16 protein-coding genes are annotated in these 21,682 nt (G+C 56.3%); 3 read left to right on the forward strand and 13 right to left on the reverse strand.

The features are described from left to right. Positions 1-102: 102 nt before the first annotated feature. The 3 genes from ndk to RAC65_RS10160 all read right to left on the reverse strand — a co-directional run bounded on the left by ndk (position 103) and on the right by RAC65_RS10160 (position 7,943). A complete protein-coding gene (ndk, locus tag RAC65_RS10150; protein WP_003848684.1) occupies positions 103-534 on the reverse strand; it encodes a nucleoside-diphosphate kinase in 432 nt (143 codons plus the stop codon). Positions 535-710: 176 nt separating this feature from the next. Continuing rightward, positions 711-3,035, reverse strand: a complete 2,325-nt coding sequence (pbpC, locus tag RAC65_RS10155; protein WP_375096655.1) for a peptidoglycan glycosyltransferase PbpC — start codon at positions 3,033-3,035, stop codon at positions 711-713. 12 nt (positions 3,036-3,047) lie between these two features. Further along, a complete protein-coding gene (locus RAC65_RS10160; RefSeq protein WP_375096656.1) occupies positions 3,048-7,943 on the reverse strand; it encodes an alpha-2-macroglobulin in 4,896 nt (1,631 codons plus the stop codon). A gap of 145 nt (positions 7,944-8,088) precedes the next feature. Between RAC65_RS10160 and sseA the strand changes: the two genes are divergently transcribed. Next, positions 8,089-8,931: a 3-mercaptopyruvate sulfurtransferase gene (gene sseA, locus RAC65_RS10165; protein WP_006120633.1), complete on the forward strand. Its 843-nt coding sequence runs from the start codon at positions 8,089-8,091 to the stop codon at positions 8,929-8,931. Positions 8,932-8,966: 35 nt separating this feature from the next. Here the strand turns inward: sseA and sseB are convergent, their stop codons facing one another. The 5 genes from sseB to trmJ all read right to left on the reverse strand — a co-directional run bounded on the left by sseB (position 8,967) and on the right by trmJ (position 13,823). Continuing rightward, on the reverse strand, positions 8,967-9,731 hold the full coding sequence (gene sseB / locus RAC65_RS10170; protein WP_185199544.1) for an enhanced serine sensitivity protein SseB: 765 nt from the start codon (positions 9,729-9,731) through the stop codon (positions 8,967-8,969). 52 nt (positions 9,732-9,783) lie between these two features. Next, a complete protein-coding gene (gene pepB / locus RAC65_RS10175; protein WP_375096657.1) occupies positions 9,784-11,070 on the reverse strand; it encodes an aminopeptidase PepB in 1,287 nt (428 codons plus the stop codon). A gap of 122 nt (positions 11,071-11,192) precedes the next feature. Continuing rightward, entirely contained in the window at positions 11,193-12,353 is a 1,161-nt protein-coding gene (locus RAC65_RS10180) for an IscS subfamily cysteine desulfurase (protein WP_033740900.1), read from the reverse strand. A gap of 89 nt (positions 12,354-12,442) precedes the next feature. Continuing rightward, on the reverse strand, positions 12,443-12,940 hold the full coding sequence (gene iscR, locus RAC65_RS10185) for a Fe-S cluster assembly transcriptional regulator IscR (RefSeq protein WP_006120637.1): 498 nt from the start codon (positions 12,938-12,940) through the stop codon (positions 12,443-12,445). A 133-nt stretch (positions 12,941-13,073) separates the two neighbouring features. Next, on the reverse strand, positions 13,074-13,823 hold the full coding sequence (trmJ, locus tag RAC65_RS10190) for a tRNA (cytosine(32)/uridine(32)-2'-O)-methyltransferase TrmJ (protein ID WP_375096658.1): 750 nt from the start codon (positions 13,821-13,823) through the stop codon (positions 13,074-13,076). Positions 13,824-13,942: 119 nt separating this feature from the next. Between trmJ and suhB the strand changes: the two genes are divergently transcribed. Next, positions 13,943-14,746: an inositol-1-monophosphatase gene (gene suhB, locus RAC65_RS10195; protein WP_006120639.1), complete on the forward strand. Its 804-nt coding sequence runs from the start codon at positions 13,943-13,945 to the stop codon at positions 14,744-14,746. 46 nt (positions 14,747-14,792) lie between these two features. Here suhB and RAC65_RS10200 read toward each other — a convergent pair whose 3' ends face one another. The 3 genes from RAC65_RS10200 to RAC65_RS10210 all read right to left on the reverse strand — a co-directional run bounded on the left by RAC65_RS10200 (position 14,793) and on the right by RAC65_RS10210 (position 17,594). After that, complete coding sequence (locus RAC65_RS10200; protein ID WP_033740904.1) at positions 14,793-15,806, reverse strand: TIGR04086 family membrane protein; 1,014 nt, start codon at positions 15,804-15,806, stop codon at positions 14,793-14,795. Positions 15,807-15,996: 190 nt separating this feature from the next. Beyond that, positions 15,997-16,977 (reverse strand): nickel/cobalt transporter, encoded by a 981-nt coding sequence (locus RAC65_RS10205; protein WP_039340000.1) that lies wholly within the window; start codon positions 16,975-16,977, stop codon positions 15,997-15,999. Beyond that, a complete protein-coding gene (locus RAC65_RS10210; protein WP_054633326.1) occupies positions 16,968-17,594 on the reverse strand; it encodes a DUF1007 family protein in 627 nt (208 codons plus the stop codon). Before RAC65_RS10210 ends, RAC65_RS10205 begins: the two co-directional genes overlap by 10 nt. A 155-nt stretch (positions 17,595-17,749) precedes the next feature. On the opposite strand from RAC65_RS10210, the gene csiE reads away from it, so the two are divergent. Continuing rightward, complete coding sequence (csiE, locus tag RAC65_RS10215; protein WP_375096659.1) at positions 17,750-19,018, forward strand: stationary phase inducible protein CsiE; 1,269 nt, start codon at positions 17,750-17,752, stop codon at positions 19,016-19,018. Here the strand turns inward: csiE and RAC65_RS10220 are convergent. Both RAC65_RS10220 and glyA read right to left on the reverse strand, forming a co-directional pair. Beyond that, entirely contained in the window at positions 19,000-20,148 is a 1,149-nt protein-coding gene (locus RAC65_RS10220) for a 3-phenylpropionate MFS transporter (RefSeq protein WP_006120644.1), read from the reverse strand. The two genes, csiE and RAC65_RS10220, sit on opposite strands and share 19 nt — an antisense overlap. Before the next feature lie 127 nt (positions 20,149-20,275). Next, on the reverse strand, positions 20,276-21,529 hold the full coding sequence (gene glyA / locus RAC65_RS10225; RefSeq protein ID WP_033740908.1) for a serine hydroxymethyltransferase: 1,254 nt from the start codon (positions 21,527-21,529) through the stop codon (positions 20,276-20,278). Between the last annotated feature and the right edge of the window lie 153 nt (positions 21,530-21,682).

The raw sequence follows: 21,682 nt of genomic DNA on the forward strand, positions 1-21,682 counted from the left end.
GGCTCAATGAAGGCGCAATATTGTACAACATCTGCTGCCCGATAACAGGTGCGAGTGACCGCGGGTCAGCAGATTTTTGTAAAGCCGTGTACGCGTCAGTAATTAACGGGTACGTGGGCAGATTTCGTTTTCGCCGAAGAAGTACGCGATTTCACGGGCTGCAGACTCTGCAGAGTCAGAACCGTGAGTAGCGTTTTCGGTAAAGCTGTCAGCATAGTCAGCACGCAGTGTACCGGCCAGTGCGTTGGCTGGGTTAGTTGCACCCATCAGGTCACGGTGACGCTGAACGGCATTTTCGCCTTCCAGTACAGAAACCACAACCGGGCCAGAGGTCATGAATTCAACCAGACCGTCGAAGAACGGCTTGCCCTGGTGCTCTGCGTAGAAACCTTCAGCCTGCTCTTTGCTCAGCTGCAGCATTTTTGCGCCAACGATTTTGAAGCCTGCGCTTTCAAAACGGTTGTAGATAGCACCGATCACGTTTTTCGCGACGGCGTTTGGCTTGATGATAGAAAAAGTACGTTCGATTGCCATGATGACCTCTGTCTTGACGTTCTGAAGAAACCGAGGGCGCACGCCCCGGCTAAGAAACGGCGCCGATTATAGGGGTTGAGTGTGACGTTGCCTATCACAGAACCCATAATTTCTTGAAAAATCTTGATCTGTGTCGATGCGGAAGGCTTTCAAATCTGATTTAGCGCAAAAAACCATCATCCCCGTGTGAAGTTAACGGTCGCAAGCTGCCCGGCTTCATCCATCACCACCAGTTGATAGTCACCTGAGCGATCAAGACGCAGCGACAGCGTGCCGCTCTGGTTTTCCGCCGTCACGGGTTCACCGTTCAAAAACCACCAGCGCTGATTACCCTGCCCGCCCTGTGCCGCCACCGGCATGACCAGGGTGGAATTACCCGGCAACGGCTGCACCCGTTGCCCGTCAATGACGCCTGTGACAATCAGCGGCGCACTGCTGCCCTGCGTGAGTGGCGGGCACTGACTGTCGATAGCCGGTAACCGCTGACGCCGTCGCTCCTGCAACGGTAGCCAGGCTTCCAGCGGTAAGGGCCACAGTAAACGATCGTGGCTGACAGCGTGCGGACAGTCAGCCGCCACGCGGCGGCCCTGGTCATTTAGCCAGTAGCGCAACCGTAAACCGCTGAGGCTTTCCTGGCCCGATGCCAGCAAGGTGGGCGGCAACGTGTCATTCAACACCCAGCTCTGGCGGCGCTGGCGGCAGTTTTCATCACCCACAGGCAGCGGCTGTCCGCCCGGCCAGCAGATGCTGGCCACCGTAACCGATGCGGGACGAGGATCAACGGGCACCTCCTGTCCGGCTAAACGGTTCATTAGTACGCTGTTTACCTGATTCATCACGGGAACGGCAGACGCAAAACCAAACTGCCCTGCGACGGGCGTTGCATCGGGACGGCCAACCCAGACGCCGATCAGATAGCGGGGATTCATGCCCACCGCCCAGGCATCGCGATAGCCATAGCTGGTGCCGGTTTTCCACGCCAGCGGTACAACCGCAGGCAGGTTCCCTTTGCCCGCAGGCTGCGCTTCACCCGCCAGGACATGGCGGATAATCCACGCCGCGCCGGGCGAAAGCAGAGGCCGCTGCTGCAACGGTTGATCGGGCATCCAGCGCAGTTGCGCGGCGTTGCCCTGACGCACGAAAGCGCTGTACGCCGCAACGATCTCGTCCATGCGCGCGCCGGTGCCCCCCAGGATCAATGACAAATTCGGCTCGGCGCCGGGCGGAAAGCGCAGGTTAAGCCCGACATTGCGCAGGCGGGCCGCGACATTTTTGGGACCCAGCGCTTCCAGCACCTGCACCGCAGGCAGATTAAGGGAACGCACCAGCGCTTCGCTGGCGCTGACCGGCCCATGAAAACCGGTATCGAAGTTACCCGGACGGTAGTCGCCAAAACGGCGCGGCACATCCTGCAGCAGCGACTCGGCATGAATCAGCCCGTCATCCAGCGCCATGCCATAAACAAAGGGTTTTAAGATCGATCCCGGTGAGCGTACGCTGGCAATCATATCGACGTGCCCGAAGCGGTTGTCGTCAGCAAAGTCAACGGAGCCAACATACCCACGTACGGCCATGGTGGTGTGATCGACCACCAGAATGGCCAGCGAGGTGCGCGGCGGCAGCTGATTTTTGATGTTCAGCGTCATACTTTCCAGCTCACGCTGCAGCGACGGGTCCAGCGTTGAGACGACTTTTTCGTGAGTGCTGATCGACAACAGCCGCCGGGCCAGCAAGGGCGCCATCTGCGGCATTTGCCGTGGTGGCAGCCAGACCGGCTCCTGGCGGATCTCGGCCACCTGACGCGCAGACCAGACGTGATATTGCGCCAGACGGTCCAGCACTTTATTACGTGCCGCCTCAGCCCGTTCCGGCCAGCGGTCGGGCCGCAGGCGGCTGGGTGACTGCGGCAGCACGGCCAGCAAGGCGGCTTCCCCGCGGGTTAACTGCGACGGGGATTTGCCCAGCCAGCTCCAGCTGGCTGCGCCAATGCCTTCCAGCGTGCCGCCAAAGGGCGCGCGATTAAGATAAAGCGTCAGGATGTCGCGTTTTGACAGGTGCCACTCCAGTTGGAGGGCACGCCATGTCTGAATCAGCTTGCCGCGCAGCGTCCGCGGCTGCGGGTCGATAAGCCGTGCCACCTGCATCGTTAAGGTGCTGCCACCGGAAATCACACTACGATAGCGAAGATTCTGCCAGGCGGCCCGCAGCACAGACAGCGGATTAATACCAGGGTGATACCAGAACCAGCGATCTTCATAGGTCAGCAACGCCTGGATATAGGCGGGCGAAACCTCTTCGGGCGTGACCGGATAGCGCCAGATCCCCTGACTGTCGGCAAATCGCCACAGCGGCGTACCGTCCTCCGCGACCACTACTCGCGCAGGCTGGACCGCTTTAAGCGGCAGTGGTGACAGCCGGTCCAGTATCAGCAGCGCAAGCAGCAGCCCCAGAACACAAAGCGGCAGCGCCAGCAGCCACCGCTTTCTGATGTGCCTGATCACGCACGCACCCGATTACTGTACATGCAGCTGCTGCGGTGTGCTGCCAATGGCGCGCCATTCGGGCACGTACATGGATTCCACCTGCGGCGGGGGCAATTGATAGCGCCCCGGTGTGACTGCCCGCGCCAGATAAATCAGCGTGGTGGGACGATACGTATCGACGGCCAGAGCGGCAACAAAGCGGTCATCACGGAACTCAATATGCCTGATGCTGGCCTGTTGCATATCCATCATGCTCTCTTTTAAGGCATCGGCGCTGTCCCCCAGACTGGCACTGCTGTCCGCCAGGTTCTGATTTTCCAGCTCCAGACCGGCGGGCAATAAATCCACCACCAGCGCATCGCTAATGCTGCGTTTGGCTGAGACCGTCAGGCGCACCACCAGCAGTTCCCCGCTGCGCAGATTATTCAAATCGGCAGCCTGCCCATCCAGCGTAAAGTACTCGCGTTTAATCGCCATCATATGGCTGACTGGCGCAGGCGGACTCAGTGGATAGCCGACCACGTTCAGACTGGCGTACAGCGGCGTGCTGTCGACATTACGTACGTCAACGCCCTGAGTCAGTTGCTGATGATCCAGTCCTTTATTTAGCGGCGCATCTCCGCTCACAGGCTGATCGCTACCCGAAAGTTGCGCCTGCCAGCGTTGCCCGTTGGCGGTTTGCAGCGTCCGGGCCGCCAGGTAAAGGGCATTATTCTCCTGAGTGGAGAACCAGCGCTTGCCCGTCACCTCTTTAGACAGTGACAGCAGCAGGCCGTTTTGCAGGTCCGGCTGCAGTTGATTTTCAGCCAGCAGCGCAATCATCATGCCCTGATCGCGCACGGTACTGCCGTAGTCGCCAAACCAGCGGTTCTCAGCGCGTGGCAGCGTTGCCCCCTGCATCACTGCCAGTTGCGCACGCTGTTCATCACCCATTAGCTTCAGCGCAATGCCCAACTGCATCAGCGCCAGGCCCGACTGGGCCTTGTCACGCTTTTCATACAGCGCACGTAAGGCACCCAGCGGTGCCCGCTGCTGGCGCGCCAGCACCAGTCCGGCATAAGCCTGCACGCTGAAACGTAACGCTTCGACGTGCTGGCTGCCGCCTCCGGTGATCTGCGCCGGGTCCTGAAGATAACGCAGCAGGCGCGCGTTCGCCCGGCTGACGACCTCATCAGGCAACGCATAGCCCGCCTCACTGGCGCGCAGTAAGAAATCCGTCACGTAAGGCGTTAACCAGAATTCTTCTTCGCTCTGTTTGCCCCATAAACCAAAGCTGCCGTCCGCGCGCTGCATGCCCGCCAACCGGGCAATACCGGTTTCCACCGCTGCCCGGCGAACCTCATCAGAGCTGGTTTTGATACCCATGGCGGTAAGTTGCGCCTGGCTGGTGTACAACGATGGCCACAGCCCGCTCGCCGTTTGCTCCAGACAACCGTAGGGATAGGCATAAAGCGCACTGATATAGCGCGCAATATTCAACGGTGGGCGATTACTCAGCGTCAGTTGTCCACTGAGCGTAGCCGCGTCCAGGCCGGCAAAGGCTGCCGCCGTTACCTGCCACGGCTGCTCACCGTTGATCACCGCGTCAAAACTGAGCGTCTGGGCCGGATAAGGGGGCCTGACGCCAATTTTCCACTGCTGCTGGCTGGGCCGCACCTGCTCACCCGGCAGATTCAGGCCCGAAATCGTGACCTGAACGTCACCGTCACCAAAACCATTTTGCGCGGTGACCGGCACCTGTAGCGTTTTCCGCTCACCTTTGGCCAGCGTCACGTTTTGCGTGGCCGCGCCGGACAGCGCAATCAGCCCCCGGGCTGCGAGATCCACCTTCAGCGTTTGCGGTAAATCAGTCAGGTTGGTGATATCCAGCGCCAGCGATGCGCTGTCGCCGCTGGCCAGGAAGCGCGGCGTGGCCAGTTCACTGACCAGCGGCGCCGCCACAACCAGCTTGCGCTCTGCCGCGCCAAAGCTGTCATCGCTCCAGACCTGCGTCATCAGGCGCAGTTCACCGTTAAATGCCGGGACAGGGAGCGTGATCGAGCCCTTGCCGTTTTTATCCAGCGTAACAGCCTGTAGCTGCTGCGCCACAATGTTGACGTGGGTAACGGGTTTCTTGCCGCCGCGCGTCAGCGTGTCGTCTTCGCCGTCGCCGCCAAAGCGCAGCGCTGCCAGGCGTCCGCCGCCTTCAATCAACTGCCCAAACACATCGTACTGGTCGACGTTATAACGTTTACGGCCGAAAAAGGCCTGCCAGGGATCCGGGGTTTTGTAATCCGTCACGCTCAAAACCCCGCTGTCCACCGCCGACAGCAGCACATGCACCTTATCCGGCAGCGGGCCGCCTTCACGACTGGCCTGCACATTGACCGTCAGGTTCTGCTCAGGGCGAACCTTTTCGGGCGCATCCAGCGTCAGGGTCAGGCGGCGCGCGTCGGTCGCCATCGGCAGATGTAGCAGTCCGACGGCACGTTTTGGCGTAGCGCCGCTGGTCTTGTCCCCTTCCCGTACGACAATGGCACTAAAATAGAGATCGTGACGCTGCCAGCTGTTGGCAATCGGCACATCCACCGTCGTCCCGCCCTGCGGAACGGTCAGCGGCTGCCACCACAGCGTGCCGCTGCTGGACTCAACCATCAGATAGCCCTTACCGGCCGTGGGCGATTCCACCTGCAGATGCACGGTTTCTCCGGGCTGATAAGCGGCTTTGTCTAAGCGGAGTTTGACCTGATCCGGGCGCAGAGCGCCCGTACCATTAGTATTATCCTGCCAGTCATAGCCCGCCTGAAAACGCACGCTGCTGACAATTTTTTCACCCGCCTGCACTTCCAGTCGGTAGCTGCCCCACTCGACCGGGAAGCTGACTTTGGTACTGCCCTCAGCGGGCACCGTAATCGATCGCTCATCTTCCTGCAGATCTTTCGCGTCGTAGCGTGACTGCCAGCCTTCACTGTCAGAGAAGCTCCAGTAGTAGTCACGACGTTCGCGAATCAAGCGCACATTCAGCTTTTCTGCCGCCAGCTTTTCGCCCTGACTGTTGGCGTAAACAATGTCAAAATCGGCCAGGCTGTTTTCCGGCACGGTCGGCTCATCGCGATAACTGTCACTGCGGTAATCGTAAATCGACTTGTTGCCGAACAGGGGGCGAATGCCCGGCAGCGCCTCCGCGGGCCAGATCGCCTGAGTGGCACGTCGGGTCACAGGCCGTCCACCCGTTTCCAGCAGGCTGGCCTGTAAAATCAGGTTTAGCGGCGAGTGAAGCTGGTCCCACTGATTCTCGACGGTTAGCTGGGCTTTGCCGTTCGCATCCAGTTTGATATCCACATCACCCAGGCTGCGTTTGACGCCCTCCTCAGTGATATCCCCAAACTGATAGCCAGGCAGCGCTGCCACCGCGTCCCGGGCAGGACGTAGATAGAGCTGCCCCTGCAGCGCATTCCCCGCCGCAGGCGCACCATAGAGATAACGCCCCTCAACGTTAAAGGTGATATCCGCATCGGCAGGCTGAGGTTGCTCATCGTTTTTCAGCGTCAGCGCCATGCGCTCTGGCAGGAAATCTTCGACGCGGAAATGCCACTGACGCGGCAGGTTATCACCGGTGTTAAGTCGCAGCATCCAGCCACCGGTCATGGCGGTCGTGGGCAGGCTGAATCGCTGCTGATACAACCCGTCCTGCGGTTGCCAGACAAAGGTGCGCACCACTTCACCGTCGGGCTGTACCACTTCGGCTTTAACCGGCTGGGCCGGTAACGGTTTGCCATCAGCATCACGCAGCAGCGCATTGACGATCACCGTTTCGCCGGGACGGTAGATATCGCGCGGGCCAAACACGAACAGCTGCTTGTCATAGCCCTCCGGTCCCGCCACGGGAAATTCGGCTAAATCTAATGCCGGGCGAGCCAGATCGATGAGGGAGGTTTGATCGCCCTGTATTGCCAACAGGAACTTGCCCTTGTCTTCGGCTTTCAGACGCACATGCCCGCTGCTGTCGCTGGTGCCGTTTTGCAGGACCTGCCCTTTATCGTTCAGGACTCTGACATTGACGCCTGAGAGCGGATCGCCGTTTTCCAGACTCTGGGCAAACAGCTCAAACTGGCCCGGAAAACGGTGCAGTGACAGGCCGATATCGCTCAGGGTGAAGAGCGTGGCTGGCATACTGTAATGATACGTGCCGGCCTGTTTCATCACGGCCAGATAAACGCCCGGTTGCTGAAGCGGCTTGATGTCTTTTAGCGGCAGCTGCAGTTTTTCCCGCGTATTACGTGCCGGGTTAAGCTCAAAGCGGCCGCTGTAAACCAGCTCACTGGTTTTAAGCAGCTCCTGAGATTGCCAGGTTGAGAGATTACTCCCGTTATTCCACTGGGACAGGAATTGCGCCAGGCCCGCGTTTTTAATCCTGAAAAAATCGACATCCACCTGATCGACATTCAAGGCCAGCACCGGCAGGCCCTGCGCAATACGCAATGGCAGCAAAGAACCGCGACTGGCGAAGCCCACCATCGGCTCAATGTCGCGCGTGGTGATTTTTTGGCTGTAAGCCGCGGTCAGCGTTTCACCACTGGCGGCGCGCAAGCCCGGATCGACGGTCACAGTAAAGTGCCGTGAGGGTTCAGGATGGCGAAAACGCAGCGCCTTGCGATTCCCGGACAGCTCCCAACCGCCATCCACCTTGCCGCGCTGATCGTCCGTCAGCCGGACTTTTTTGGCCACGTCCTGCTTATCATCAAGCGGCTGATTGAACGTTAACACCAGTGCGGCGGCACCATCGAGCTGGAGCTCGGAGAGGTCGATAATGCTCAGCGGCTTACTGACCTGCGCACTGGCGGCAGGCGTTTCAGCGCTGACGGAAAAAGCAGGTAACGTGGCGGCAGACAGCAGCGCCCCGCCGATCAGCATGCTGAACAGCAACCGGTTAATGCGTTGTTTCATGGTAAATCCTTCACCGTGCCCCAGGGGAATTGTTTTATAATGCTGCACGATTTCACATCAACCTTCGCATTTAATCAACGCTTCTCTTGAGATGGTGGGCACATTGCCCGACACTGGCATCACAGATTGCAGAGAAGAGGTTGTTATGACGACGCCACTGTTTGTGTCCGCCGACTGGTTACAAGAACATTTTAATGACGGCACGCTCCAGGTTCTGGATGCGCGTATGCTGCCGCCGGGCATGGAAGCCACGCGCGATATTCAAAAAGAATATCTGGCGGAGCATTTGCCTGGTGCGCCTTTTTTCAATATTGAAACGCTTTCCGATCACACCAGCCCTTATCCCCACATGTTACCCCGGGCCGAAAGCTTCGCGGTGGCGATGCGCGAACTGGGCATCAACAGTGATAAGCATTTGATTGTTTATGATGAAGGCAATCTGTTTTCTGCGCCCCGCGCGTGGTGGATGCTGCGCGCCTTTGGCGTGGCACAGGTCTCCATTCTGGCTGGCGGTCTGCAGGGCTGGAAAACGGCGGGTTATGCGCTGGCTGAGGGCGAGGTCAGTCTGCCGGAAGGTGAGTTTGATGCACAGTTCGATGAAGGCCTGGTGAAACGCCTGACGGATGTCTTGCTGATTAGCCATGAAGGCGGCGCGCAAATTGTCGATGCGCGCGCGGCGAACCGTTTTAATGCTGAGGTCGATGAACCGCGTCCGGGATTGCACCGTGGGCACATTCCCAACAGCCTTAATCTGCCCTGGAATACCCTGGTCGAGCAGGGCGCACTCAAGCCGGAAGCCGAACTTCGTTCACGCTTTGCGGAAGCCGGTGTGGATATCAGCAAACCCATCGTAGCCAGCTGTGGCTCTGGCGTGACTGCGGTGGTGTTGATTCTGGCGCTGACGGCCCTGGGTGCAAGGGAAGTGACGCTGTATGACGGATCCTGGTCCGAATGGGGCAGCCGGGATGATTTGCCGATTGCGAAGTAACGGTAAACGCGCGGCCGAACAGGCCGCGCAGTGTGTCAGATGATCCGCTGACCACCTTTGAACTCACGCAGGAAACTGCCCCAGCGGCGTTCATAAAAGGGCGTAATGTGCGCGGTAAAGAAGTGACTGATTCCGCGGTCCTCTGCCGTAATCTCACACACATCAATGGGTGCATCATCCAGTAATGTATCGGTGGCTACGCTGCCGGCCGCCTGAATAATTGCCTCAATATCGCTGTCCGCTTCAATACCAATCAACAGATTAGGCGCATCATCTGCCTGTTCACGAATGCTGGCAATGAAAGCGCGTTTAACCTGCTTGTATTTGCTGAACAACTGCGTCAGCGAGTCGATCATCTGCGCGGGCGGTTCCGCGATTTCTGACAGCAGCAGTGACTGACCGCCTTCCAGCACCGTTTGCTGCATCAGGGCACTACCCTCTTCCCCCAGCAGATGACTGATTTCCGCCGCAGAAAACTCTTTGCCCGTGGGCAACTTTGGATTAAGAAACAGCGTTTCGCCACGGGTCATTTCAAACAGCGTACGTACCGGCAGCCGCACATAAGGCTGCTCATCGTTGATCGCCTCGCTCATCGCCTGTTCGGAGGTAAAAAACGGGATCACACTGCTGCCATCTTCTTTTTCCCAGTGCTGCAGGTCGACAGGCGTGCTGGCATCCAACTGCTGCTGGGTGCTTTCCCCCGGCACCCATGCATCCGCCTCCAGCAGTAGCTGAAAAAACTCAGGACGATGGGCAGGCTCCGTGGCGGCCAGCTTCAGCACCTCTTCAAGACGGTTCATCATTCACTTCTACCTTCAAAAAGCGGTGACCAGGTCACCGCGGAGATTGCATTTATTTCAGTAACAGGTTGGCGATAGTGCGCACGCCCAGGCCGGTTGCGCCTGCCGACCATTGATCGACCGCGCTCTTACGGTACGTCGCCGAGCAGTCGATATGTAACCAGCCCTGCTGATAGTGGCTGACGAAATAGGACAGGAACGCCGCCGCGCTGCTGGCACCGGCAGAATGTGCCGGGCTGGCAATGTTATTCAGATCGGCAAAGTTTGACGGCAGATGACTGCGATGGAACTCTGCCAGCGGCAAACGCCAGAACGGTTCGTTTTCACTGACCGCACTGCCCATCACCGACTGCGCCAGCACATCGTCGAAGGTAAACAAGGCGTGATAATCGTTGCCCACCGCCGTTTTCGCGGCACCGGTCAGCGTTGCCGCATCGATCAGCAGCGTCGGATTCTGCTCGCTGGCATCGATCAGACCATCTGCGAGGACCAGACGACCTTCCGCATCGGTGTTCATCACTTCTACCGACTTGCCATTGCGGTAACGAATGATGTCACCCAGCTTAAAGGCGTTGCTGCTGACCATGTTATCCGCGCAGCACAGGTAGAGTTTGACGCGCTTTTTCAGTCCGCGCACGATGGCCATGGCCAGTGCACCGGTCACCGTCGCGGCACCGCCCATATCTGACTTCATGGAGTCCATGGTGGCACTGGTTTTGAGGCTGTAGCCACCGGTATCGAAGGTAATCCCTTTACCGACCAGGCAGGCGTAAACCGGCGCTTCGCTATCGCCGGTGGGGTTAAAATCCAGTGCCAGGAAAACCGGCGGACGGTTTGAGCCCCGTCCTACCGTGTGCAGGCCCATATAGCCTTGCTCACGTAAATCATCGCCTTTGGTTATGCGATAGCTGACCGCTTCGCCACCTAACTCGCTCAGTAAATCTACGGCACTGTGCGCCAGCGTCTCTGGCCCTAAATCGTCTGCAGGCAGGTTAATCGTATCGCGCACCCAGCCTACGATCTTACGGCGGCGATCAAACTCCGCCTGTTCATGTTCACCCAACTGCGGCCAGTCAACGCTGTTTTTGGCTTTCGGGCTGCGATAGCCCTGCCAGAAGGCCCAGCACTGCTCCAGATGCCAGCCTTCGCCCGTCAGGGCAACATGACGGATGCCCTGCCCATCCAGCTTACGCGCGGCACGCTGGATGCTCATCAACGCATCGGCTTCACGCAGGTGCACGGTCATACCGTTTTCATTGCTGCTTAACAGTGCTTTTTCACCCCAGCGCGCATCGGCGGGCTGGTTGCTGAGCGTGATATTCATCGGTTGTGTACTCATTGTAGGGCTCCGTATTCGTTATTCGTTTCATCCAGCCTGTTTTGCGATGGCTTTTCATACAGATGTTACGCCGCACACCGCAGGCGTTGCCGGTGCGCAGTGGTCAGCCTCTTCAGGCCTGATTATGACTTCATGAGTTCACGCAGGCGCGTCACGGACTTCTGCACCAGCGCAATGGCATAATCGATCTCTTCTTCAGTGGTGAACCGCCCCAGTGAGAAGCGAAGTGAACTGTGGGCCAGTTCTTCGTTCAGACCGAGTGCGCGCAGAACATAGGAAGGTTCCAGACTGGCGGAAGTACAGGCCGATCCGGACGACAGCGCAAGATCTTTCAGCGCCATGATCAACGACTCACCTTCAACATCAGCAAAACTGACGTTAAGTATGTTGGCGCAGCTGTGTTGCAAATCACCATTCACCGTTACGCCGCCTGTCTCACGGATGCCGTGCCACAGTTTGTCACGCAACAGCGACAAGCGAGCCATCTCTTCTTCACGCACCGCTTTGGCAATGCGGTAAGCCTCACCCATGCCGACAATCTGGTGCACCGGTAAGGTGCCCGATCGCATATTGCGCTCGTGACCGCCGCCGTGGATCTGCGCATCAATCTGGATACGCGGCTTACGACGGACATAGAGCGCGCCAATGCCTTTAGGACCATAAACTTTATGACCGGAAAACGACATCAGATCAACAGGCAGTTCAGCGAGATCGATAGCCAGTTTCCCGACGCTTTGCGTCGCATCGACGTGGAACAGGATGCCCCGCTCCCGGCACAGGGCGCCCAGCGCAGCGATATCCTGAATCACACCGATTTCGTTATTCACATGCATGATGGAAACCAGCACCGTGTCGTCACGTAGCGCGGCGCGCAGGTCGTCAGGCGCGATCAGGCCATTCGCTGCTGGCGTCAGCCAGGTGATCTCAAAACCTTCACGTTCAAGTTGCAGGCAGGTATCGATGACCGCTTTATGTTCGGTTACGCTGGTGACGATGTGTTTACCACGCGACTGGTGGAAATGGGCTGCGCCTTTAATGGCGAGATTGTCGGATTCGGTGGCCCCGGAGGTGAAGACGATTTCACGTGGGTCGGCATTGACCAGCTCCGCGACCTGATTGCGCGCAACGTCCACCGCCTCTTCTGCCTGCCAGCCGAAACGGTGCGAACGGGAGGCCGGGTTACCAAACGTGCCATCCAGCGTCAGGAATTGCATCATTTTGCTGGCCACACGCGGATCGGCCGGCGTCGTGGCGGCATAATCCAGGTAAATCGGTAATTTCATTGCGCTACAGCTCCGTATAAAAAATCATACGTATTTATAGCAGATTCAGCCCCTGCCGCGTTAGCAGTAAGGGCCGGAGAAGCAGAGGATTAGGAGGCGCGGAGGTTAACGTTGATTTCCTGTGCGCGGGCGTGCTGGAAACGACGATTGTCGTTAGCATTCTGGCGGTCGGCCACATCCAGGATTTCCTGATTATTCACCAGCTCAGCCAGCGTAATGTTGTTCAGGAATTCGCTAATACGGACGCTCAGGTCACGCCACAACACATGGGTCAGACAGCGCTCGCCACCCTGACAGCCTTCTTTGCCCTGGCATTTGGTGGCGTCCACAGATTCATCAACCGCAGTGATCACTTCACCCACCGCAATCGCGCTGGCTTCTTTGCCCAGCAGATAACCGCCACCCGGACCACGAACGCTGGATACCAGATTGTGCTTACGTAACCGCGAGAACAGCTGCTCCAGATAAGAGAGCGATATACCCTGGCGTTCAGAGATGTCAGCCAGTGGAACAGGGCCCTGGTGAGAATGCAGGGCAACGTCCAGCATAGCGGTAACAGCGTAACGTCCTTTGGATGTCAGTCTCATAGCATACAACCTCAATAGCGTCCGGTTATCGGAGGATTAGCGAAGATGACGGCAAGTCTGACATTCCCGAGTAATTTGGTCAACTATTTAACCAAGTAATTTACTCAACTATTTAACCTGGCGTTTTACTCAACTATTCAGGGCCGTTTTGTTTCGGTCCTTTACGCTTCTCAAACGAGGCGAGCATCCCGCGCAGAATATTGAGTTCGTCGCGCTCAGGACGGGCACGCGTATACAGACGACGCAGCTTGCTCATTACCTGGCCGGGATTGGCTTCACGGATAAATCCGCTTTCCAGCATCATCTGTTCCATGTGCTGGTAGAAACGCTCCAGGTCGTCAACCAGCGGATAAGGTGATTCCTCGTACTGCGCTTTGGGACTGGCGTTTTCCTGCGCCTGCAGCCAGGCCATGCGGACTTCATAGGCAATGATCTGCACCGCCATCGCCAGGTTAAGCGAGCTGTATTCCGGGTTCGCCTGGATGGCCACATGATAATGGCACTTTTGCAATTCATCGTTAGTCAGCCCGACACGCTCACGACCAAACACCAGGGCGACGGGGGCCTGCCGGGCCTCTTCAATACTTTTCAGGCCACATTCACGTGAATCCAGCATCGGCCACGGCAGCGAGCGGGAACGTGCACTGGTGCCGACCACCAGACTGCATCCGGCAATCGCGTCATCCAGTGAGTCGACAATTTTCGCCTCGCCAATCACGTCACTGGCCCCGGCAGCCAGCGAGATAGCCTGTGAATCCGGCTTCACTAACGGATTGACCAAATAGAGGTTAGTTAAGCCCATAGTTTTCATCGCGCGCGCGACGGAGCCCATGTTGCCGGTGTGAGAAGTTTCTACCAGTACGATACGAATATTTTGCAGCATAATTGGGATCGGTCAGAAAATGATGACGCGTACTCTAACATAAAGCAGGACATTTACCGAACACCCTGCTATACTCCGCGCCGTTTTCCCCGTTCTTTAACATCCAGCGAGAGATACCGATGCATCCAATGCTCAACATTGCCGTGCGCGCAGCGCGCAAGGCCGGAAATTTAATTGCCAAGAATTATGAAACCCCGGACGCCGTCGAAGCCAGCCAGAAAGGCAGTAACGACTTCGTAACCAATGTTGACCGCGACGCAGAACGCCTGATTATCGAAGTGATTCGTAAATCCTACCCGAAGCACACCATTATTACTGAAGAGAGTGGTGAACTTGAAGGTGAAGATCAGGACATTCAATGGGTAATCGATCCGCTGGATGGCACGACCAACTTTATCAAACGCCTGCCCCACTTCTCTGTTTCTATCGCCGTACGCATTAAAGGCCGTACTGAAGTGGCGGTGGTATATGATCCTATGCGTAATGAACTGTTCAGTGCCGTACGTGGCCAGGGCGCGCAGCTTAACGGCTACCGTCTGCGCGGCAGCATCGCTCGCGATCTGGATGGCACCATTCTGGCGACCGGTTTCCCGTTCAAGCTAAAACAGCACGCGCCGGCTTACATGAACATCATGACCAAACTGTTCACACAGTGTGCGGACTTCCGTCGTACCGGCTCTGCCGCACTGGACCTGGCCTATGTTGCCGCAGGTCGTGTGGATGGCTATTTTGAAATCGGTCTGAAACCGTGGGATTTTGCCGCGGGTGAACTGCTGGTGCGTGAAGCGGGCGGACTGGTTACTGACTTCACCGGCAATCATGGTTACCTGCATTCAGGTAACATTGTGGCCGGTAATCCTCGTGTGGTTAAAGCGCTGCTGTCGTCCATGCGCGATGAACTGAGCGAAGCGCTGAAGCGCTAAAGAAAAAGGCGGCACATTCTGTGCCGCCTTTTTTAACGCCTTTCGGTTAGCGACGTTCGTTCGCCAACACCTGACGTGGCTGAGTACGACGTCCCACCATGCCCATCACGCCTGCCAGGACTGCTTCAATAATCAGGATAAAGAAGGCGTACCAGCTGGCTTTCGCTGTCGCTTTAGCCGCCTGCTCACCGGCTTCACGGGCTTTCTGCTCTGCCTGCTGTTTCAGCTCCTGATATTTCTGCATAGCCTGCTGATAGCTCTGCTCTGCCTGATTAACGATCTGCTCTGCTTCCTGATCGCTTTTGCCGGTGCGCGCTTTAATAATATTTTTCAACGCCTCACGATCGGCTGCCTGTAATGTATCAGCATGACGATCAATAACGCCTTTAAACCAGTTAGCTAAATCCGTGTCTGCGGTTTGCGGATGATTAGCGGTGTTATTTGCCTGGTTCTCTGCATTCTGCGCTTCATTATTCGCATCCTGCTTCAGTTTTTCAGGTTGTAATTCAGGCTTGCCTGTTTGACGCAGCGTCGTTTCCAGCTCACGCTGCATGTCATTTAAATTAATATTGTTTTCCTGCAGCTTGTCTTTTGCCATTTGGGTAACAGATGGCGCAGCGGCTGAAATACCCTGACCGACAGCCTGGAAGCCCGTGCCCAGAATGTTCATCGCACCGCCTAATACGCTACTGGCAAGACTGATGGCTAAATAAATCGTTATCACCGTGCTTATGCCAAACATCAGTAACCCATGCAGCGCGCCTTCGCGCTGTGCCAGACGTCCGGCAACATAGGCGCCCGCGACGATGGCGAGAAGCATTTCAATCGCCGTCCACACCAGCGCACCGGTGCCCAGATGTTTAAACGGATTGCCTTCCTGCAGGGGATCAATAGTCGTCGCGCCGATAGCTGTTCCCAGCAGAGTTAATAATATGTGAATTATCAGTGCGCAAATAACACCGGCAAAAACGGCACTCCATGAAATACGTTTTAGGGGCAAACCCGCTGTTCCAGTTACCAGCGGATCGGTGTAGCCATTATTAATACGGGTATCAGCCATGAGATATTTTCCTCGCAAAGCACGGAATCGTTCCGTTTTTATTCATCCCATTATTGGGAGGTGATTTAACTATTAACAGCGTAGACAGTGAAAACAAATTTCACCACTAAACAGTCAGCAGAAAAATAAAAAATAGTGAGGAATATATTGCAGAATGAGCAGCGAAAAACGCTTTTCGCTGCTATAGAAATCAGAAAGGCCGGATGCCGCCCGCCAACCCCGGCTGAGCAGATTGCCATAACGCACAGCCCGCAACGATTAACATGACGCTTCCCAGCAAAGCCAACAGAGGCAACAGACTGCGTGCGCGATCGCTTATGTGGCTGTTTGCACTCAGCCGTTGCGCCAGCGAACGCGATCGCTGCACCAGCAGACCAATCGCCGAAATGGTCAGGGCCGTTCCCATCGCCATCACCGCCGCCGAGAGGACGCCCCAGAGGTAAACGCCAATCACCTTAGCAAACAGCAGCATCATGATGGCTCCTGAACAGGGCCGCAGCCCCATCGACAGCACCACCAGTAACTGGGTTTTCACGTTAACGGCACCGGCTACCTGCTGTGCACTGGGCAGATGAGCATGACCGCAGCCGCACTGATCATCATGATGATGGTGTGGATGCAGAGCACGAATGTTCATCGCCGGTTTCGGTCGGAACAGTCGCCACAGAGAGTTGACCGCCCGATAACCTGTCCAGATTCCCAGGGCAATCACCAGAAGATAACTGCCCTTCTCCAGCCAGAAACTGCTCAGATGCAACTGGCGTGATGAGGTGTGCAATACCACCAGCATCAGGGTTACCAGAACAATCGCGACCGAACCCTGTAACAGCGATGCCAGCAGCGTCAGCTTCATGCTGGTTTTCAGTTTTGCCGGATGAGTGGCCAGGAAAGTGGTGATAACAACCTTACCGTGCCCAGGTCCTAACGCATGCAGGATGCCGTACACCAGACTAAACGCCAGTAATGACAGGCCAGCCCGGTGCGGATGTTCGGCAACCTGTTGCAGGAGCTGCGTCATCTCGCGGTTGAGGATTTTTTGCCAGAGCACACTTTGCAGCAGAATTTGCGGCCAGTACAGCCAGATCGCGCTGACCGCCGTCACCAGCCCGACCATGAATACTGCCAGTGGCCACAGCCGTTTTTTGGGCCGCGCTATGGTCGTCAGTGACATGTCAGAATCACCGTTTGCGCGAACTGCCTGCCCAGATCCATCTCTTCGGGTGGCGCATCGGCCTTGTCGAGCGATAAGGCATACTGCTTCAACGAGTCATTCGGCTTTGGCGTATGCAAGGTGAAGGCGCAGCGTGACTGCAACGCTGGCGGCACGGTTAAGGCGTCAGGCTTGTCATAGAACATGTCGACGAAATATGTGGGATCGAAGGTGAGAATCTCAAAGCGCTGACCGGTTAATGTAGGTGGCTCGGCCAGCGGCAACACAAACTCCAGCACCGCTTTGTTGCCACTGCGTGACAGATTGTATTCTTTTGGTAGATTCAAGAACTTCACCCGCTGCTTGTTATGCCAGATTTCAGAAAAATAATGTTGTCCCAGCACATTCGCCATTACGCCGGCTGCCAGTTTTTTCCAGACCACGGTGCCCGGTTTCGCATCGCTCGCGTCGTAAAGAAGATCGGCGGAGGTAATCTCATCCATGGTCCAGATCATTTTCAAGCCCGTAAACCGATCGCCGTCAGCAACCAGTTCCGTTTTCATATCAATAAAGCTGTGAGGATGTGCCAGTACTGACGAACTTATCAGGGTTAGCAGTGCGAAAAACATGCGTTTCATAATGTTATAAAGTAACGTTCCTGATAAAAAGGTTTCATAAGTAACAAAATTTTGTGACCCGCCTTAAACCTCTGAACAAAAAACCGGGTAAACCATTCACCGGTCAGGGCAGTTGACTATTCTTAGCTAAAAATAGCCAGCGGGAATATTGATTGATGAGTTCTGCTACATCTTCAGCACCACTCTTCACCGTTTCTCAGCGCCGCTGCCACCTGTTGTTATTGCTGTTTCTGCCCACTCCCGTGCTGACGCTCACGCGGTTAAGCCTGCTTAACGGCGTGGATGCTGCCACCGCCAGGCAAGATATTGCCGCCGTGGGTGATGAGATACAGCGCTATCATCAACTGGAACTTCACCAAATGGTGGATGGCAGCTTGCGCATTCATGGTACAGAGCTGGACAGACGAATTTGTCTTATACATAACCTGCGGCGCAGTTTGCGTCTGTCGCAGACGTTTGTCTGTGAGCATTTTGCGACACCGCTTCGCCAGCGCCTTAAGCAAATGAAAATTGAGAAGGCGCTCTACGATGAAACCAATCTACAGGCACTCATCCAGCACTGCAGCCTGTGCCTTGATCGCCCTTTCAGTACACGCGATCAACTCTTTTTACAAATATTTATGAAATACGGCCTGTGCCAGCGCCAGCCTGCCCTCTTTACTGCACAACAGCAGGCCTGGCTGGCGATGAAGGCGGAGCGCCGCGCGGCCACTGATGTCATTCGTCACTGGAAAAAACGGTGCCATCTCGCACCGGATGCGAGTGAAACCGACTTCTGGACATTACTGTTCAGCCTCATCCACGCGCCGCATCCGGACGCCATCCGTCACGCCAGTGAACAGCGGCTCATGCGCGCCACGCATCAGCTGATCGATGACTTCGAGGCTTCGTCAGGCACCCCTTTTCCTGAACGTGCCGAACTCCAGCAGCAACTGTATACGCACCTGGCGCAGGCGCTGGATCGCACTTACTTTACTATTGGCATTGATGACAGTGTGGCACAAGACGTAACCAGGCTTTATCCGCGCCTGCTGCGAACCACTCAGCAGGCGCTGGTGACGTTTGAGCAGGAATACGCGATTTGTTTTAAACCGGAAGAAGTCAGTCTGATAACCATTATTTTTGGTGCATGGCTGATGCAGAGCAGCGCCCTTCAGGAAAAACAGGTGCTGCTCCTGACGGGTGACGATCCGGCGCTGGAACAGGACGTTGAGCAGCAGATCCGGGAAATCACCTTATTACCCGTTAATATCACCTATCAGCATGTGGATGACTTTCAGCGCGACGGCGCGCCGCGCGAAGTTGATTTGATCATCTCGCCTTATGTCACCTCCCTGCCGCTGTTTTCGCCCCCGCTGATCCATGCAGAATTGCCGTTGACCGAATATCATCAGCAACGCATTCGTTATTTGCTGGAGTCCTGACGCGGGCGAAGAAACAGCGCAGGCAGCGCCACCAGCGCCATCACCCAAAACAGCTGTCCATGAAGATGGGTAAACAGCACGCCACAAATCATCGTCATCACGGCGATACCGCCGCCCATCGCCAGCGCCGAATAGAGCGACTGCAACCGAATCACCTCCGCACCCTGCCGTGAAGCAATGAAACGCATGGCTGCAAGATGGCAGACCGTAAACGTACCGCAGTGGAGAATTTGCGCCACAATCAACACCGGCAGTGCCGTGCTGGCCCCCAGCAGGCTCCAGCGAATTAACGCGCAAACGCCGGACAGCAGCAGTAAATCCCGCGCCTGCCAGCGGTGAAACAGACGGTGACTCAGCGCAAAGATCACAATTTCTGCCACCACGCCAAGCGACCACAGATAACCAATGCGCGAGGCGGAATAGCCACTTTCCTGCCACCAGATCGCGCTGAAGCCGTAATAGGCCGCATGCGCTCCCTGCAGCAGGGTGACGCACACCATGAAACGCCAGACCGCGTTTTCCCTTATCAGATCGCGCCAGGCCTGCCAGCCACCGCTGACGTTGCTCTTGCGTTCGCTGCCCTGAGGGTGTGTTTGCGGCGTCAGCAACATACCCGCCAGCATACTTATGACGCCCGCTGACAGTAGCATTAAAATCGCCTGGGATGAAAAAGCTGTCACCAGCATACCGGTCAACGACGAACTGATGACGAAGGCCAGAGAACCCCAGAGGCGCACCGGCCCGTAGGCCAGACCAATTTGTTGCGTCCAGGTCGCCGCCAGCGCGTCACTTAAAGGCACCAGCGGGGAGAAAAACAGATTAAAGCCGGTCATCACTAACAGCAGCCACAACCACTGTTGTCCAGTCCAGTATCCCACGGCAAAAAGACAGGTCAGCAGCGCCAGCAGCCGCAACGCCGTAATCAGTTGAGAAGGATGTTTAACCTGCGAGGCGATGAACAAACTGCCTACAAAACGCGCCACCATGCCGCAGCCAAGCAGCAGGCCAATTTGTTCGGGGTTCAGTCCCACGCCTTTTAGCCAGACGCCCCAGAAAGGCAGGTAAATACCGTAACAAAAAAAGTAGGTGAAATAGCTTAATCCAAGCCATCTGGCGGAGCCGATTGCCATGTTCCCTCCAGCAATAGTGTGACCGGTCGTGTTAAGAGGTCGATACTTTGTCAGAGCCACGTGAGACGGGCAATAAAAAAGGATGGCCGGGGCCATCCTTTTTCAACCGTTGACTCACCTGACGGGATCAGGCGTAAACCGGTAAGCGCGCACAGATATCCAGCACTTTTTGCTTCGTGCGTTCAATCGTGGCTTCGTCGTTCACATCGTCCAGCACGTCAGCAATCCAGCCGGCCAGTTCACGCACGTCCGCTTCTTTAAAGCCACGACGCGTGACCGCTGGGGTACCGATACGTACACCGGAGGTGACAAACGGGCTTTTCGGATCGTTCGGCACGCTGTTTTTGTTCACGGTGATATTGGCACGGCCCAGTGCCGCATCCGCTTCTTTACCGGTCAGGTTTTTGCTCACCAGATCAATCAGGAACAGGTGGTTGTAAGTGCCGCCTGACACGATGTTATAACCGCGTTCCAGTAAGACCTCGACCATCGCTTTCGCGTTTTTTGCCACCTGCTGCTGGTAGGTTTTGAACTCGGGTTCCATCGCTTCTTTGAACGCCACGGCTTTACCCGCAATGACGTGCATCAGCGGGCCGCCCTGGCCGCCAGGGAAAACCGCAGAGTTAAGCTTTTTGTACAGTTCTTCGTCGCCACCTTTCGCCAGAATGATGCCGCCACGCGGACCGGCCAGCGTTTTGTGGGTTGTAGAAGTCACAACGTGCGCGTGCGGTAAAGGGTTCGGGTAAACGTCAGCCGCAATCAGACCCGCAACGTGCGCCATATCCACAAACAACCAGGCACCAACGCTGTCTGCGATTTCGCGCATTTTGGCCCAGTCGCAAATACCCGAATACGCAGAGAAACCGCCAATGATCATCTTAGGCTGGTGCGTTTTTGCCAGCTCAGCCAGTTCGTTGTAGTCAATTTTACCGGTTTCATCGATACCATAAGGCACGACATTGTAGAGTTTGCCCGACAGGTTAACAGGCGAACCGTGCGTCAGATGACCACCGTGCGCGAGGTTCATACCCAGAATGGTATCGCCTGGCTGCAGCAGGGCGGTAAACACAGCAAAGTTAGCCTGTGAACCTGAGTGCGGCTGTACGTTGGCATAATCTGCACCAAACAGCGCTTTCGCACGATCGATAGCCAACTGCTCAACAATATCTACATACTCGCAGCCGCCGTAATAACGTTTGCCAGGATAGCCTTCAGCATATTTATTGGTGAGCTGTGAACCTTGCGCCTGCATTACACGCGGGCTGGTGTAGTTTTCAGAAGCAATCAGTTCAATGTGCTCTTCCTGACGCACTTTCTCTTGCTCCATCGCCTGCCACAACTCGGCATCATAATCGGCAATGTTCATTTCACGCTTTAACATCCGCATCTCCTGACTGGCTATCTTTAAATCGGCAAATTACGCCCCCAAAGGGCGAAGGCAGACAGTGTAAACCCTTTTACCAGGGGACGGTAGGGCCAATCCCCTCTTTTTACGCAAACGTTTGGCTTCGCATTGGCGATGTGTTTTTGGCTC

The organism is Pantoea sp. BS_8 (assembly GCF_041954965.1).
GTDB lineage: Bacteria > Pseudomonadota > Gammaproteobacteria > Enterobacterales > Enterobacteriaceae > Pantoea > Pantoea stewartii.